Raw genomic sequence first — 14606 nt, forward strand, 5'->3', positions numbered from 1 at the left:
CAGCTTTGGGGTCGAAGACGTTATCGGGCGGACGCCGCCGGCTGGCGGTAGATAAATATCGTGGGCAAAAAAAGACCCGCAGTGTGCGGGTCTTTGGGGCGGGTGACTGATTAGAAACTTTCAAAACCTTCGAGTACGTTCACGGCGTTGATGCCGATTTCCTCGACCGCATAACCGCCTTCCATCACGAACAGCGTGGGCTTGCCGAGACCGGCGATTCGCTTGCCCATCGCCAGGTAATCCGGGCTGTCGAGCTTGAATTGCGAGATCGGATCGTCCTTGAACGTATCGACGCCCAGTGAAACGACGATGATGTCGGCGCCGTAGTTTTCGATCTCTTTGCAGGCCTGTTCCAGCGCAGCGCTCCAGGTGTCCCAACCGCTGCCGGCGGGCAGTGGGTAGTTGAAGTTGAAACCTTCGCCCGCGCCTTCGCCCAACTCATCGTCAAAACCAAGGAAAAACGGAAACTCGGCTTCCGGGTGGCCGTGGATCGAGGTGAACAGGACGTCACTGCGCTCGTAGAAAATCGACTGGGTGCCATTGCCGTGGTGATAGTCGACGTCGAGGATCGCGACTTTCTTGTGGCCCTGATCGAGGAAGGCCTGGGCGGCAATGGCAGCGTTGTTGAGGTAGCAATAGCCACCCATGACATCGCTGGCGGCGTGATGTCCCGGCGGGCGGCACAGGGCGAAGGCGCTGCGGGCGCCGCGCTGGATCTCCGCCTGGGCGGTCAATGCCACTTGCGCGGCGCTATAGGCCGCTTGCCAAGTCCCGGCGGTGATCGGGGCGCCACCGTCGAAGCTGTAATACCCGAGTTCGCCGTGCAGGCTTTTCGGCTTGATCGCGCGCAGGGTGCGCGCTGGCCAGGTGTAGGGCAGCAAGTCGCCGTCGGTATTGAATTCGGTCCAGCGTGCCCAGGCACCCTTGAAGAAGTCGAGGTAGTCGCGAGTGTGGACGCGGGCGATCGGGTCGAGGCCGAAATCCTTGGGCGCTTCGACCGGCCCCAAATTCTGGTTGTTCACCCGTTGCAGGACATGGTCGGCGCGCGAAGGCATTTCGAAACAGGGCTTGAGTTGCCCGTCGATCAATTCGCAACGGCCGTGGTGCAGGTGGTGATCATCGGAGTAGATCGTCAGCATTTGTTGTTCTCCGCAAGCTGATTCGGTTGCTCACAGTCTTGCGGCACCCGCGATTTTGGAGAACGGCAGGAAAGGCCAAAAGGGGATTGATATGGCCAAAACCTATGACCGGAATTCGCCCCTTATTGGCGCGGCAGTGAGTATTCAGGGTCTGAACTGACTCGGTGCTACACCGCTCCAGCGCACGAACGCATGCCGAAAACTCGCCGTCTCGCTGAAACCCAGCGCCTCGGCAATCCGGTAGATCGGCATCTGGTCCTCGCACAGCATCTGCTTGGCCTGTTCGAAACGCAGCTCGTCGAGCAACTCCTGATAACTGCAGCCCATGTCCTTGAGATGCCTGCGCAGGGTTCGCGTGGAGCATTTCATCTGCCCGGCCAGACCGTCCAGGCCCGGTGCCGCATTGAGTTGAGCGCTGAGCAGTTGGCGAATTCGCCCCAGCCAGGCCTGGCGCCCGGTGAATTCGGTGTTCTGTTTGCGGCAGCGTTCGGCCATGGCCTGGTGGGTGATGACATCGGCCAACGGCAAGGGTTGATCGAGCCAGCGCTTATCAAAGGCGAAAGCGTTGTTCGGGGCGTCGAAACTCAGTGGGCAATCGAAGTGTTCGGCATAGGTTGCCCGATAGTCGGGCCCAGGGTGTTCGAAGCGTGCCGCCAGCAGCGGCAGCGAATGCCCAAGCAGGTCGTCGCAGATGACTTTCAACGACACCATGCAAAACTCCGCGTTGAACACTGCCATGGCCGGGCTTTCGCGGTAATCGCCGGCGACGAACCAGATGCGTTCGCCATCTTCTTCCAGGCCCAGTTCAAAAAGTGTTCCCAACAGCGCCGGATAACGCATCGCCAGACGTAAAGCGTCACCGAAGGTGGCACTGGTGAGGAGCGCATAGCCGAGCATGCCGTAGGACGAAACATGCATGCGCCGACCCAGCTCCAGGCCGATGTCGCGTTTGAGCGCCACCGCGTTGGCACACACCTGCATTTCCTGGTTGGTGGTGATGCGCGTGTCCGCCCGACTCAGGTCTGCGGTGCTGATACCACTGCCGGCCAACAGCGCCTCGCTGGACAAACCGTCGGCCTTGAAGGCGTTGAGCACCAGGGAAACAGCGTTGAGCGTGGTGAGGTGGGAGTGGAGCATGGGAGCTTCCAGCCTGGGGTGTGGCTGGATTACAGCAAGGAATATGCCGTACGCGGTCCCCTGTAGGAGCGAGCACGCTCGCGATGGACGCAAGGGCACCGCGGGATATCTGATATCCCGCGTCATCGTTAACGTCCATCGCGAGCATGCTCGCTCCTACAAAGGGGTGGAGCTCAGCTCAGCTCGCCGCACAGGTCGAGTTCCATGAGCCGACGTACTTCGGCCACATCGAGCCCGGTCCCCAGCAAACCATGCAACTTGCCGAACGCCGCTTCGCGGGTCATGCCACCACCCGACAACACACCCACACCGCGCAAGCGGCTGCCGGCTTCGTACACATCCAGCTCCACACCCCCTTCATGGCACTGCGTTACGGCAACGACGACCACATCGTTGTCGCGCGCCCGCGACAGCGCGGCGAGAAACTGCGGGTTGTCGCTGGGGCCCGTGCCGCTGCCGTAGCACTCCAGCACCAGGCCCTGGATGCCGCTTTGCAGCACGCCGTCCAGTTGCTCGGCGCCAATGCCCGGAAACAGCGGCAACACCGCAACGTTCGCCAGTTGTTTGGGTTGGTTGTAATTCAGCGCGACCGGCAGCGTCGAGGCTTTCACACCGCCACCCTGACGGTCCAGGCGTTTGAACGGATGCCGGCCAAAACTGCGCACCTTGGCGCATCGGGTCGGGTCCAGCAGTTCGCCGTGGAAGTACAGGTGCACGCCCGGCGCCAGTCCTTGACCTAGGGCAACCAGCGCGCCGCCAAGGTTTTCCCAGGCATCGCTGTCGGTCACGCCGGCAGGCAGCATCGAACCGGTAAAGCACACGCGAGCCTTGATGCCCAGCAGTTGAAAACTCATGGCTGCCGCGCTGTAGGCCAGGGTGTCGGTGCCGTGCAGGATCAGCACGCTGTCACAACCTTGCACGTCCACTGCGTCGACCACCGCCTCACGCAGTTGCTGCCAGTACGTCGGGGACATGTTGGCGCTGTCGATCAGCGGAGACATCTCGCGAAAGCGCCACTGCGGTACGACCCGCTCAGGCTGGCTGTGCAGATACTCGCGCATCCGCGCTTCGAAACCGGATGCCGGGGCCAGGCCGTTGGCGCTGGCCTGCATGCCGATGGTGCCACCCGTGTAAAGCACCATGACGTGCTGAGCGGCGGGGTAGGTCGAGGAATTCATGAAGCGGCTCCGAGAACAATGACGTCCTTTGTAGGAGCGAGCAAGCTCGCTCCTACAGGTGTTTCGAACTTTAACCGATCAGCGTTGCGCTGCGGGTACGCCTTGCGCCTCGGCTTCGGCCTTGCCGGCCGCTGGCGGGTTGGCTGGCCAGGCGTTCAGATCCAGGTCCAGGTCCGGGAACTTGCTCGAATCGAACACCGGCGTCTTGATCCCGGCTGCACGCTGGTCGTCGTAGTCACGCAGGATGCGCATGCCGACCTTGAACAGCAGGAACAGCGCGATCAGGTTCACGAACGCCAACAGCGTCATGGTGATGTCGGCGAATGCGAACACCGTGCCGAGGTTTTCGATGGCGCCCCAGAAGATCAGGGCCAACACCATGACGCGGTATCCGATCAACGCCTTGCGGTTTTCACCAATCAAGAAGCGCAGATTGTTCTCGCCCAGGTAGTAGTTGTAGAGAATCGACGTGAACACGAACAGCGCCAGTGCCACCGAGATGAACATCCGACCCCAATCGCCGACGACAGCCGCCAGCGAGTTCTGGGTCAGGGCAATGCCGTCGCCTTCGAAGCCCGGGGTGTAAAAGCCCGAGAGCAGGATCAGCAACGCGGTGCAGGTGCAGATCACGAAGGTGTCGAGGAACACGCTGAACGCCTGTACCACGCCTTGTGCCACCGGATGCTCAACCGAGGCCACGGCCGCCACGTTTGGCGCACTGCCAAGGCCGGCTTCGTTGGCGAACACGCCGCGCTTCACGCCCATGACGATCGCACTGCCGACCAGGCCGCCGAAGGCCTGGTCCAGACCGAATGCGCTCTTGACGATGGTCATCAGCATGGCCGGCACGTGGTCGAATTGCAACACGATCACGTAGATGGTCACGCCGATGTACACCAGGGTTTTCACCGGCACCAGCAGGTCAGCGACTTTGGCGATACGCTTGATCCCGCCGATGAACACCAGGCCCAGCAACACCGCCAGCGCCAGGCCGGTCCAGGTGGTGTCGAAACCGAACGCATTGTTCAGCGAGTGGGTCACGGCGTGGGATTGCAGGCCGTTGAAGGCAAACCCGAAGGTCACCAGCAACAGGAACGCCATGATCGCGCCCAGCCAGCGCTTTTTCAGGCCGTGCTCAATGTAGTAGGACGGACCGCCACGGAACTGGCCTTCGGAGTCGCAGCGTTTGTACAGCTGGCCGAGGGAGCATTCGAAGAAGCTGCTGGACATGCCGACCAGAGCGGTCACCCACATCCAGAACACGGCACCCGGGCCACCCAGGGTCACGGCAATGCCAACGCCGGCAATGTTGCCCGCACCCACTCGGCCGGCGAGGCTGAGCATCAGGGCCTGGAACGAGCTGAGCTGGCCAGCGCTGCTTTTGAGGCTGTCGCGGAACACCGCGAACATGTGGAAGAAATGACGCAGTTGAACGAAACGCGAGCGGATCGTGAAGTAGCTACCGAGCCCGACAATGAGCACGATCAGTACTTTCCCTGAGAGGAAGTCGTTGATGACTTCGAGCATGGATTATTCCTCGCTGTTTTTATGTGAGCAAATGCTGGTCGGGTGGAAACATCGTGTTACACCGGCTTTTTTGCGGCAGAGCTGGTGGTGCGAAGGTTTCGTTCCGGTTCCAATTCGCGGGTTTGTTGTAAGTAAGGGGTATCGCTTGGGTTGTGATCTCGCTACCGACGACCGCCCCCGCGAAGAGGGGCGGCACTATACCGGTCGCAGTTGTGTCCGTCTGCACGGTTTTGCTTTGGGTGGGAGCGGGCTTGCTCGCGAAAGCGGTGTGTCAGCTCATACATGTGTCACTGACACACCGCCTTCGCGAGCGAGCCCGCTCCCACTGGTGGTGCATTTGCAGCGGATAAAAAAAGGGCCTGGAGAGCGACCTCCAGGCCCTCAAAAGGTGAGAGGTGTCTAGTCCCTCAACCTGGTGAGCGGTGCTACAAGTACGCGTCGGCTCATGCCTTCAAAGGCACCAGACGCGGAGCAATCATGTTTTCCGGACGCAGGATGTCGTCGAGCATGGCGTCGTCGAGCAAGCCTTCCTCGCGCACCAGTTCCAACACGCCGCGGCCGCTTTCAAGTGCGATGCGAGCGATGCGCGTGGCGTTTTCGTAGCCGATGTACGGGTTCAGTGCGGTGACCAGGCCGATCGAGTGTTCGACCAGCTCGCGGCAACGCGCTTCGTTGGCGGTGATGCCGGTGATGCAGTGCTCGCGCAGCATGTCCATGGCGCGTTGCAGCAGGCGGATCGAGTCGAGGATCTTGAAGGCGATCAGCGGCTCCATCACGTTCAGTTGCAGTTGACCACCTTCGGCTGCCATGGTCAGGGCCAGGTCGTTACCGATGACCTGGAAGGCCACCTGGTTCACGGCTTCCGGAATCACCGGGTTGACCTTGCCGGGCATGATCGAGCTGCCAGGTTGACGCGCTGGCAGGTTGATCTCGTTGATGCCGGTGCGCGGGCCGCTGGAGAGCAGGCGCAGGTCGTTGCAGATCTTCGACAGCTTGACTGCGGTGCGCTTGAGCATGCCGGAGAACAGCACGAAGGCGCCCATGTCAGAGGTGGCTTCGATCAGGTCGGCTGCCGGTACCAGCGGGTGACCGCTGATGGTGGCCAGGCGCTGAACGGCCAGGGCCTGGTAACGCGGGTCGGCATTGATGCCGGTGCCGATGGCGGTGCCGCCCAGGTTCACTTCGGTCAGCAGTTCTGGCGCCAGCGTCTTCAGGCGTGCCAGGTCTTCACTCAGGGTGGTGGCGAAGGCACGGAATTCCTGGCCGAGGGTCATCGGCACGGCGTCTTGCAGTTGGGTACGGCCCATCTTCAGGACGTGGCTGAACTCTTGACCCTTGGCGGCGAACGACTGGATCAGGCTGTCGAGGCTGGCCAACAGGGTGTCGTGACCCAGCAGCAGACCCAGGCGGATCGCGGTCGGGTAGGCGTCGTTGGTCGACTGCGCCATGTTCACGTCATTGTTGGGGTGCAGGTATTGGTATTCGCCTTTCTGGTGACCCATGGCCTCCAGCGCGATGTTGGCGATGACTTCGTTGGCATTCATGTTGGTCGAAGTGCCAGCGCCGCCTTGAATCATGTCCACCACGAACTCTTCGTGGAAATCGCCGCGGATCAATCGTGCACAAGCTTCGCTGATGGCGGCGTGCTTGGCTTCGCTCAGGTGACCCAGCTCGCGGTTGGCGTCAGCAGCAGCCTGCTTGACCATGGCCAGGCCGACCACCAGCTTGGGGTAATGCGAAATCGGAACGCCGGAGAGACGGAAGTTATTCACCGCTCGCAGGGTCTGGATGCCGTAATACGCTTGAGCCGGTACTTCGAGTACGCCAAGCAGGTCTTTTTCTGTGCGGAATGATGCAGCGGAGGACATGACGGAAATCATCTCGATATGGACCCGGTCTGTGCCGGAACACTGCAAATGCTAGGCTTGTGGATAATTTAGGGCCAATGCTGTTAAACACTGGCCTATGCATATTCGGCATAATGCTGGTGTGACGCCGTGTTTGCGGCGAGCGTGCGACCCAATTTGGTGCGTGTCCGGGAGGACGTAATGAACCTGGAAAGTAAATGGCTGGAAGACTTCAGTGCCCTGGCCGCTACCCGTAGCTTCTCCCAGGCGGCTGAGCGCCGCTTCGTGACGCAACCGGCGTTCAGCCGGCGTATTCGCAGCCTTGAGGCGGCGCTGGGGTTGCAACTGGTCAACCGTTCGCGCACCCCCATCGAGCTGACGGCGGCGGGTCAATTGTTTCTGGTGACTGCGCGAACGGTGGTCGAGCAACTCGGCGAAGTGCTGCGCCATCTACATCACCTTGAAGGCGGGCAGGGCGAAGTGATGCAAGTCGCCGCCGCACACTCGCTGGCGCTGGGATTCTTCCCGCGCTGGATCGCGCAACTGCGTAACGAAGGTCTGAACATCGCGACGCGACTGGTCGCCACCAACGTCGGCGACGCGGTGCATGCGTTGCGAGAAGGGGGTTGCGACCTGATGCTGGCGTTCTATGACCCGGATGCGGCGATGCAAATGGACCCGGAAATCTTCCCTTCGCTGCACTTGGGCCAGACCGAGATGCTGCCGGTTTGCGCGGCGGATGCAGACGGCAAGCCACTGTTCGACCTGGAAGGCGAGGGCAGCGTGCCGCTGCTGGCTTATAGCGCCGGTGCGTTTCTCGGGCGCTCGGTGAACCTGCTGTTGCGCCAGCGCGCCTTGCGGTTCACGACCGTCTACGAAACTGCCATGGCCGACAGCCTCAAAAGCATGGCGCTCGAAGGCCTGGGCATCGCCTGGGTGCCGCAGTTGAGTGTGCGAGCGGAATTGGCACGCGGCGAACTGGTGATCTGCGGCGGCCCGCAATGGCATGTGCCCCTGGAGATTCGTCTGTACCGCTGCGCGTTGGTGCGCAAGGCCAATGTGCGCTTGTTGTGGCGCAAACTTGAAGGGGCGGCGACCCCCAGTTAGTCGTGCTTCAGGTTCAGCATCAGGTTACGCGGATATTGCCGCTTAATCCTTAATCCATGGACGCCAGGTAGTGTTTAATGGTGTTTCGATTAGCCGGGCTGTATTTGTAACAATTGCTCCGTAAGAGATGGGGGTTTGGAGTCATGTAAGTTTCACACCACCAGCCATCATAGTTGACTTCATAGTCATCATGTTTTGCGCCCAGTAAATGACCTATCTCATGAGCGGGATACAAATTGCTGCCAGCCGATGCAATCGCAAACCGACCGCCATTTTTGCGCAAATCCACCAAAGCGGCGCCTGAGACGTTTTCATTGATAGGGTGTGCGGTGAACAATAGCACCAGGCTTGTTTGAGTGATTATGAAGCCTTCTTTGCTGCGAAACTCCAGCCACTGGAGACCCAGTTTTTCCCAGCGTTGCAATATTTCCGTTTCATTGCTTCCCTTGTAGTCAAACTTGTTGTGGGGAGAGCCTGTGCCATAGAAAATGTTGACCTTCCGATCGGTGAAACTTTCTAGCTCTTTCTGTAGATGGCTAAAGTAACTCGCTGCCATCTGTTGTTTTGTCGATGGGTTTATATCCTCATGGATGACGACGAATATATCGATAGGGTTTTTGTTAGTCATGTTTTTATTTATGTCTAGTTCAGTTGTTGAGGGGGGTTGTTGTTGTGGTGGTTAAGTTAAACTTCACGCAAGCATATAGCGAGAAGTTGTATATTTCTCACTATTGCCGATCTGGCACGCATCATTTTGCTTAGTTGATACTTTTCAGAAGTTGATCAGCGAGCGCTTGTGTGTTTCTTGAGAGTCAGGTCGCTGACTTTCGAGTCAATAATCGGCCCTTTCATGGCAGATGACAGATGGTCGAAACAGGGGCTGTTTATCTTCGGTATTGCGGTATACTGCGCGGCCTTTGGCCGGCTCGTTCGGCTATTTTTCGTACAATTCAAGCCACGCATTTTGCGTGGCTTGTTGTTTTTGACGCGCCTGCGGGCGCCCAGAGAGAAGAGGCACGACGATGAGTGCATTGGTTGGCGTGATCATGGGCTCCAAGTCCGATTGGTCCACCCTTAGCCACACCGCCGATATGCTGGAAAAGCTCGGCATTCCCTACGAGGTGAAAGTGGTTTCTGCTCACCGCACCCCGGACCTGCTGTTCCAGTACGCCGAAGAGGCTGAGGCGCGTGGCATCGAGGTGATCATCGCCGGTGCCGGTGGCGCAGCGCACCTGCCAGGCATGTGTGCGGCCAAGACTCACCTGCCGGTGCTGGGTGTGCCGGTGCAGTCCGCCATGCTCTCGGGCGTCGACTCGCTGCTGTCCATCGTACAAATGCCGGCGGGCATCCCAGTGGCGACCCTGGCCATCGGCAAGGCAGGTGCGATCAACGCCGCGCTGCTGTCGGCAAGTATCCTGGGCGCCAAGCACCCGCAGTTCCACAAGGTTTTGAAAACCTTCCGTGCCGAACAGACAGACAGCGTGCTGGAAAATCCAGACCCACGTATCGCCTGAGGTTGTTGACGATGAAGATCGGTGTAATCGGTGGCGGCCAGTTGGGTCGCATGTTGGCGCTGGCGGGCACTCCGCTGGGCATGAACTTCGCTTTCCTGGACCCCGCGCCGGATGCTTGTGCAGCCGCGTTGGGTGAACACCTGCGGGCCGATTACGGCGATCAGGACCACCTGCGCCAGCTCGCCGATGAAGTCGATCTGGTGACGTTCGAATTCGAGAGCGTACCGGCTGAAACCGTGGCGTTCCTCTCGCAATTCGTCCCGGTCTATCCGAGCGCCGAAGCCTTGCGCATTGCTCGTGATCGCTGGTTCGAGAAGAGCATGTTCAAGGACCTGGGGATCCCCACCCCGGCGTTCGCCGACATCCAGTCGCAAGCCGACCTGGACGCCGCCGTGGCGACCATCGGCCTACCGGCCGTGCTCAAAACGCGCACCCTGGGTTACGACGGCAAGGGTCAGAAAGTCTTGCGCACACCTGAAGACGTGGTCGGTACCTTTGCTGAACTGGGCAGCGTCGCCTGCCTGCTGGAAGGCTTCGTGCCGTTCACCGGCGAAGTGTCGCTGATTGCCGTGCGGGCTCGCGATGGTGAGACCAGGTTCTACCCACTGGTGCACAACACTCACGACAGCGGCATCCTCAAGCTGTCGGTCGCCAGCACCGATCACCCGTTGCAGGCCCTGGCAGAAGATTATTCCAGCCGCGTGCTCAAGCAACTGGATTACGTCGGCGTAATGGCCTTCGAATTCTTTGAAGTCGACGGCGGCTTGAAAGCCAACGAAATCGCGCCGCGTGTACACAATTCCGGGCACTGGACCACCGAAGGCGCGCAATGCAGCCAGTTCGAAAACCATCTGCGGGCCGTCGCCGGCCTGCCGTTGGGTTCGACGGCCAAGGTGGGCGAGAGCGCAATGCTCAATTTCATCGGCAAAGTACCTGAGGCGGACAAGGTCCTGGCCATCGCCGATTGCCATCTGCATCACTACGGCAAGGCCTTCAAGGCCGGGCGCAAAGTCGGCCACGCCAACCTGCGGTGTGCCGATCGCGAGACGCTGGCCGCGCAGATCCTCAAGGTTGAAGCGCTGATCGCCGAGTAAATCCAGTTTCACGTGGCAACGGCGGAACCATTGCGGGCCCGCCGTTCTCTCATGGCAGGATGCCAAAGTCTGACTAGGCTTCTATCTACCAAACCAGAGGGAAGTGCCATGGGAATTATCGGAACCATCTTTATCGGCTTGATCGTCGGCCTGCTGGCCCGGTTCCTGAAACCGGGCGATGACAGCATGGGCTGGATCATGACCATCCTGCTCGGTATTGGCGGTTCGTTGGCAGCCACCTACGGCGGCCAGGCCCTGGGCATCTACCAGGCAGGCCAAGGTGCCGGTTTCATTGGCGCGCTGATTGGCGCCATCGTTTTACTGGTGATCTACGGTCTGATCAAAAAGAACTGATTCAAGCGACAAAGCCCTCTCTGACAAATGCGCGGAGAGGGCTAGAATGCTCGGCGTCGTATCGTCCCCCTTGCCGAGCACCTTCATGCGCCGTCTTTTGTTGACTCTTGTTTTACTGGGCTCGGGCTTTGCCCACGCCGGCGAACTGCCGGAAACCGACTGGCTGGATCTGATGCCCAAGTCCGACCAGAAAGCCCTCGAGGCCATGCCCGAAATCGATCACAACTCCCCCGAAGCCAATGGCACCTTTGACCAGAAAGGTGGCATGAAACAGGCCAAGGGGTTGGCGGCGGTGATGTACTCGACCAAGACGGTGCCGTCGATGAACGACAAGCACATTCGCATCGGCGGTTACCCGGTGCCGCTGGAGTCCGATGCCAAGGGCCGCAGTACACTGTTCTTCCTTGTGCCGTATCCGGGCGCCTGCATTCACGTGCCGCCACCGCCGCCCAACCAGTTGGTGCTGGTGCGTTATCCACAGGGCTTGAAGCTTAACGACATCTACACCCCGTTATGGGTGACGGGGACCTTGAAGATCGAGAAGGTCAACAATGACCTGGCCGACGCGGCCTACGCACTGGATGCGGCGAAGGTGCGGGTGGTGAAAGAGTCGGATTTGTAAGCGCGACAGCAGGACTCACTTCAAATCATTGTGGGAGCGAGCCTGCTCGCGATGCGGTGTCAGAGGGGCTTGCTACCGATACTCACACCCAGCGTATGCATGGCCCCCGGCTTGAGCGTCACCACGTCATCCATCACGTTCGCCGTCTCGATGCACAGCATGCGCTGCCAGCCATCGTCAGCCATGTCGCTGAATGCCGCGGCGCGAGCGACCCATGGGTTCCAGATCACCGCTGAGCGCGACCCGCTGCTGGTCAGCTCGATGCGCCGCTCCCAGGTGGGGTCGACAATGCTCAGCTTCGGCGGGGTATCGAGATAGATCCGGTCGGTCTCGCCGGCAAAATGCAGGTCGCCGGTCTGGGGTTTGGTTTTCCAGTCTTCCAGCGTTTCGATGTAGCTCAAGCCATCAAGCCCTTCGACGTGCACGTTGCGCACATCGCTGACCGCGAAATAAGTGTGCAGCGCCTGGCTGAGGGTCACCGTGTCGGTCCCCTGGTTGTGGCTGGTCAGGCTGATGTGCAGTTGCTCGTCCAGGCGTATGCTCAGCGTCAGGCCCACCTGATGGGGCCACTCGGCGAAGCCACCTTCGGGGTAGGGCAGGACGAATTCCACCTTCAGACTTTCGCCTTCGGTCTCGATACCCGCCAGCTCCCAATCCGTTGCCCGCACAAAACCGTGGGCAGTGGCCGGCTCGCTGCTGGTGCGCATGGCCTGGACGCTCTGCGGGTTGCGCGCCAAATTACCGAACCACGGCCAGCACACCGGCACGCCAGCACGGATGTTGGTGCCGGTCTTGAACACCGCTTCATCGTTCAGCCAGATCAGCGGCGGCTGGCCGGCCAACTGATAACTGAGGATGTGCGCGCCTTGCTGGGCCACCAGCAATTCGGCCTGACCGTGACGAATACGCCAGCAGTTCAGTTCATTGAGCTTCACGGCTTCAACGTTGGGCGTGTTCATGGAACCACTCTCTATCGGGAACAGGACTGCAATGGACCGCAAAACAGTGGCTGCGTTTAACGCGCCCGTGGCGGAACCGAACGGGTGCGGCCACTGCCGTCGATGGCAACGAACACGAACACCGCTTCCGTCACTTTACGCCACTCGCTGGACAGCGGGTCGTCGCTCCAGACCTCGACCATCATCTGGATGGAGCTGCGGCCAATTTCCAGCGCCTGGGTATAAAACGACAACTGCGCGCCCACGGCGACGGGTACCAGGAACGCCATGCGATCGATCGCAACGGTGGCTACTCGACCGCCGGCAACCTTGCTGGCCATAGCGGTGCCGGCCAGGTCCATCTGCGCGACCAGCCAGCCGCCGAAAATATCGCCGAAACCGTTGGTTTCACGTGGGAGCGCGGTGATTTGCAAGGCCAGGTCGCCCTGGGGGATCGGATCTTCTTGTTCGAGCTCTATCATGCCGGGGGTGCCTCTGACCCGTGACTCTTCATAAGTGTTGCAAGGTGAATAGCCGTCTAAAGAAAAACGATTCAGCCCCGAACATACCCTGTTCGTCACGTTTTTCGTAAGGCGCCTAAAGGGAAACTCTGCGAAACCGCCTGAATCCCGACAGGCGTTTTCGCACAGCAACCCTTCAAAACCGTTGCAAGACCCCGAGTATATCGGTCGATAGACTCCGAGACGACCGTCCGGTTCTCATTTTGACCGTCAAACACGCGCCTCTATGTGCTTTTTCGAACAATTTGCTATCGTGCCGGACCTGCCCAAGCCCTGGCCAGCGTTGTCGGGGTGGCAGAACCGCCTATAAAGAGAAGCCTTGCCATGACCACAGCGCCTTCGAGCATCGCGCAGCCGACCCAACCCGCACGACCGTTGACCCGTAATGATTACAAGACGCTGTCGCTGTCTGCCCTGGGGGGCGCGCTGGAGTTCTACGACTTCATCATTTTCGTTTTCTTTGCAACCGTCGTGGGCAAGCTGTTCTTCCCGGCCGACATGCCTGAGTGGCTGCGGCTGATGCAGACCTTCGGCATTTTCGCGGCGGGTTACCTGGCCCGGCCGTTGGGCGGCATCGTGATGGCGCACTTCGGCGACCTGCTGGGGCGCAAGAAGATGTTCACCCTGAGTATTTTCATGATGGCGGTGCCGACCCTGATCATGGGCCTGCTGCCGACTTACGCACAAATCGGCCTGTGGGCGCCGATCCTGCTGCTGTTGATGCGAGTGATCCAGGGCGCGGCGATTGGGGGTGAAGTGCCGGGCGCCTGGGTCTTCGTTTCCGAACACGTGCCGCAGCGGCATATCGGTTATGCCTGCGGTACGCTGACGAGCGGCCTGACCGCGGGCATTCTGCTGGGCTCGCTGGTCGCCACCGCGATCAACAGCCTCTACACCCCGGTGGAAGTGTCCGATTACGCCTGGCGGATCCCGTTCCTGCTCGGCGGTGTGTTTGGCCTCTTCTCGGTGTATCTGCGCCGCTGGCTGCACGAGACCCCGGTGTTCGCCGAGCTGCAACAGCGCAAGGCCCTGGCCGAGGAAGTGCCGCTGCGCGCGGTGCTGCGTGACCATCGTGGGGCGATTGTCATTTCCATGTTGCTGACCTGGCTGCTGTCGGCAGGCATCGTGGTGCTGATCCTGATGACGCCGACCGTGCTGCAGACCGTCTACCACTTCTCACCGACCACGGCCCTGCAGTCCAATAGCGTGGCCATCGTGATGCTGAGCTTCGGCTGCATCATTTCCGGTGCGCTGGCTGACCGTTTTGGCGCCGGCCGTGTATTCGTGTTCGGCTGCACTGCCTTGCTGGCCAGTTCGTGGACCTTCTATCACAGCCTGGCCGAGCATCCGGACTGGCTGTTTCCGTTGTACGCCCTGACCGGCCTGCTGGTCGGGACCATCGGTGCGGTGCCGTACGTGATGGTCAAGGCGTTTCCGCCGGTAGTGCGTTTCAGCGGCCTGTCTTTTTCCTACAACGTCGCCTACGCCATATTCGGCGGCCTGACTCCGATGGTCGTTAGCCTGCTGCTCAAGGAAAGCGCCATGGGGCCGGCGTACTACGTGGCTGTGCTGTGCGGGATGGGGATTGTGTTGGGGGTTTATCTCTGGAAGAAGGGGCGATAACAGCA

Annotated in this window: 14 protein-coding genes; 6 read left to right on the forward strand and 8 right to left on the reverse strand. The window is 60.2% G+C overall.

Features of this window, described 5'->3' with window-relative positions; translation table 11 throughout:
* Window positions 1-110: 110 nt before the first annotated feature.
* The 5 genes from AB4N33_RS22035 to aspA all read right to left on the reverse strand — a co-directional run bounded on the left by AB4N33_RS22035 (window position 111) and on the right by aspA (window position 6849).
* Window positions 111-1139, reverse strand: coding sequence for a histone deacetylase family protein (locus tag AB4N33_RS22035; protein ID WP_460119606.1), 1029 nt, complete (start codon window positions 1137-1139; stop codon window positions 111-113).
* Between the two features lie 144 nt (window positions 1140-1283).
* Window positions 1284-2276: an AraC family transcriptional regulator gene (locus AB4N33_RS22040; protein ID WP_460119608.1), complete on the reverse strand. Its 993-nt coding sequence runs from the start codon at window positions 2274-2276 to the stop codon at window positions 1284-1286.
* Window positions 2277-2449: 173 nt separating this feature from the next.
* A complete protein-coding gene (locus AB4N33_RS22045) occupies window positions 2450-3454 on the reverse strand; it encodes an asparaginase (RefSeq protein WP_460119610.1) in 1005 nt (334 codons plus the stop codon).
* Window positions 3455-3532: 78 nt separating this feature from the next.
* Entirely contained in the window at window positions 3533-4981 is a 1449-nt protein-coding gene (locus tag AB4N33_RS22050; protein WP_460119612.1) for an alanine/glycine:cation symporter family protein, read from the reverse strand.
* A 443-nt stretch (window positions 4982-5424) separates the two neighbouring features.
* The gene (gene aspA / locus AB4N33_RS22055) at window positions 5425-6849 is read right to left on the reverse strand and encodes an aspartate ammonia-lyase (RefSeq protein ID WP_460119614.1); all 1425 of its coding nucleotides are present in this window, start codon (window positions 6847-6849) and stop codon (window positions 5425-5427) included.
* A 180-nt stretch (window positions 6850-7029) separates the two neighbouring features.
* Here aspA and AB4N33_RS22060 point away from each other — a divergent pair, with 180 nt between their 5' ends.
* Window positions 7030-7935: a LysR substrate-binding domain-containing protein gene (locus AB4N33_RS22060; RefSeq protein WP_460140640.1), complete on the forward strand. Its 906-nt coding sequence runs from the start codon at window positions 7030-7032 to the stop codon at window positions 7933-7935.
* A gap of 49 nt (window positions 7936-7984) precedes the next feature.
* Here AB4N33_RS22060 and AB4N33_RS22065 read toward each other — a convergent pair whose 3' ends face one another.
* The gene (locus AB4N33_RS22065) at window positions 7985-8563 is read right to left on the reverse strand and encodes a hypothetical protein (RefSeq protein WP_476458246.1); all 579 of its coding nucleotides are present in this window, start codon (window positions 8561-8563) and stop codon (window positions 7985-7987) included.
* A 394-nt stretch (window positions 8564-8957) separates the two neighbouring features.
* Here AB4N33_RS22065 and purE point away from each other — a divergent pair, with 394 nt between their 5' ends.
* From purE to AB4N33_RS22085, 4 genes are all read left to right on the forward strand, one after another.
* Window positions 8958-9449 carry a 5-(carboxyamino)imidazole ribonucleotide mutase gene (gene purE / locus AB4N33_RS22070; RefSeq protein WP_095194600.1) on the forward strand — a complete coding sequence of 164 codons (492 nt, stop codon included), beginning with the start codon at window positions 8958-8960 and terminating at the stop codon, window positions 9447-9449.
* Window positions 9450-9460: 11 nt separating this feature from the next.
* Complete coding sequence (locus tag AB4N33_RS22075) at window positions 9461-10543, forward strand: 5-(carboxyamino)imidazole ribonucleotide synthase (RefSeq protein WP_460119618.1); 1083 nt, start codon at window positions 9461-9463, stop codon at window positions 10541-10543.
* A 108-nt stretch (window positions 10544-10651) separates the two neighbouring features.
* Window positions 10652-10897 carry a GlsB/YeaQ/YmgE family stress response membrane protein gene (locus AB4N33_RS22080; RefSeq protein WP_368556199.1) on the forward strand — a complete coding sequence of 82 codons (246 nt, stop codon included), beginning with the start codon at window positions 10652-10654 and terminating at the stop codon, window positions 10895-10897.
* A gap of 85 nt (window positions 10898-10982) precedes the next feature.
* Window positions 10983-11519 (forward strand): DUF3299 domain-containing protein, encoded by a 537-nt coding sequence (locus tag AB4N33_RS22085; RefSeq protein WP_476458247.1) that lies wholly within the window; start codon window positions 10983-10985, stop codon window positions 11517-11519.
* A gap of 59 nt (window positions 11520-11578) precedes the next feature.
* On the opposite strand, the gene AB4N33_RS22090 is transcribed toward AB4N33_RS22085, so the two are convergent.
* Window positions 11579-12478 (reverse strand): D-hexose-6-phosphate mutarotase, encoded by a 900-nt coding sequence (locus tag AB4N33_RS22090; protein WP_476458248.1) that lies wholly within the window; start codon window positions 12476-12478, stop codon window positions 11579-11581.
* Between the two features lie 56 nt (window positions 12479-12534).
* A complete protein-coding gene (locus AB4N33_RS22095) occupies window positions 12535-12939 on the reverse strand; it encodes an acyl-CoA thioesterase (protein ID WP_007896491.1) in 405 nt (134 codons plus the stop codon).
* 363 nt (window positions 12940-13302) lie between these two features.
* On the opposite strand from AB4N33_RS22095, the gene AB4N33_RS22100 reads away from it, so the two are divergent.
* A complete protein-coding gene (locus tag AB4N33_RS22100) occupies window positions 13303-14601 on the forward strand; it encodes an MFS transporter (protein ID WP_460140643.1) in 1299 nt (432 codons plus the stop codon).
* Window positions 14602-14606: the final 5 nt, after the last annotated feature.

It is taken from the genome of Pseudomonas sp. S1_E05 (assembly GCF_056337105.1).